The organism is Streptomyces sp. NPDC003691, from assembly GCF_053981115.1.
This window is the reverse complement of the sequence record NZ_JBSFNQ010000222.1, coordinates 1-1,630: the sequence shown is the minus strand read 5'-3', so window position 1 is coordinate 1,630 and position 1,630 is coordinate 1. Positions and strand designations below refer to the sequence as shown.

At 66.3% G+C, this 1,630-nt stretch carries 1 protein-coding gene; it reads left to right on the top strand.

The genetic code is table 11. The features are described 5' to 3' along the window. Window positions 1-21 precede the first annotated feature (21 nt). Window positions 22-1,630, top strand: a 1,609-nt coding sequence (locus ACWDR0_RS34845; protein ID WP_456355843.1) for a type I polyketide synthase, incomplete at its 3' end; no start/stop codon positions are given.

Below are 1,630 nucleotides of genomic sequence, written 5' to 3'. Positions count from 1 at the left end.
TTCGGTGTGGAGTGGCGTGGGGTGGGTGTGTCGGTGGGTGGTTTGGGTGTGGGTGGTGGGGTGGAGGGGTTTGTGGTGGTGGAGTGTGTGGTGCCGGTGGGGTTGGGTGTGGTGGAGGGTTTGCGGGTGGTTTTGGGTGGTGTGTTGGGTGGGGTTCGGGGTGTGTTGGAGGGTGGTGGTGGGGTTGTTGTGGTGACGCGTGGTGGTGTGGGTGTGGGGGGTGTGGTGGTGGATCCGGTGGTGTCGGGTGTGTGGGGTTTGGTGCGGTCGGTGGAGGCGGAGTTTCCGGGGCGTGTGGTGTTGGTTGATGTGGATGAGGGTGTGGTGGTGGGGGATGGTTTGGGTGGTGTGTTGGGTGGGGTGGTGTCGTGGGCTGTGGGTGTGGGTGAGTGGCAGGTGGTGGTGCGTGGTGATGGGTTGTGGGTGCCGCGTTTGGTGAGGGTGGGGGTTGGTTCGGGTTCTGGTTCCGAGGCTTCAGGTTCAGCTTCGGGTTCGGTTCTGGTTCCGGGTTCGGGTTCGGCTCTGGCTTCGGGTTCGGGTTCGGGTTTTGGGGGTTTTGGTTCGGGGTGGGTGTTGGTGTCGGGTGGGACGGGTGGTTTGGGTGGTGTGGTGGCGCGGCGTTTGGTGGAGGGGTTTGGGGTGCGTCGGTTGGTGTTGGTGAGTCGTCGGGGGTTGGGTGCTCCTGGTGCGGTGGGTTTGCGGGATGAGTTGGTGGGGTTGGGTGCTGAGGTGTTGGTGGTGGGTTGTGATGTGGGTGATCGGGTGGGGTTGCGTGGTGTGGTGGGTGGTTTGGTGGGTGGGTTGTCGGGTGTGGTGCATGTGGCGGGTGTGTTGGATGACGTGACGGTGGGTGGGTTGTCGGTGGAGCGGTTGGAGGGGGTGTTGCGGGCGAAGGCGGATGCGGGGTGGTTTTTGCATGAGGTGGCGGTGGAGGCGGGGGTGGATGCGTTTGTGGTGTTTTCTTCGGTGGCGGGTGTGGTGGGGACTGCTGGTCAGGCGGGGTATGCGGCGGCGAATGGGTTTGTTGACGGGTTGGTGGAGTTGCGGCGTGGGTTGGGGTTGCCGGGGGTGTCGTTGCGGTGGGGGTTGTGGGAGCAGGCCACCGGCATGACCGACCACCTCACGGAGGTCGATGTGGCACGGATGGCCCGGACCGGTGTGGCTCCCATGCCTACGGAACAGGGCCTCGCGCTCTTCGAAGCCGCGCTGGCGCACGGCGACCCGTTGCCCGTACCCGCCCGGCTGGACCTTGCGGAGCTGCGGAGGCGTGCCGCTGCCGAGGGTGTTCCGCCGCTCTTCCGTGAACTGGTCCGCCCGCCGGTACGCCGGGCCCTGGATGCCGCCGGGAACGCCGGCCCGAGCTGGGCCGAGAGCATGGCCGCACGGTCGGCCGCCGATCGGGAGCAGGCGGCGCTCGACCTGGTGCGGGCCGAGGTCGCGACGGTGCTCGGCCATACCGACAACGGTGACTCGGTTCCGCTGGACCGCGCCTTCAAGGATCTCGGTTTTGATTCGTTGACTGCGGTGGAGTTGCGGAATCGGTTGGGTGTGGTGACGGGGTTGGAGTTGTCGTCGACGGTGGTGTTCGACTATCCGAGTCCGGTGGCGTTGGCGGGGTTTTTGGTGGCGG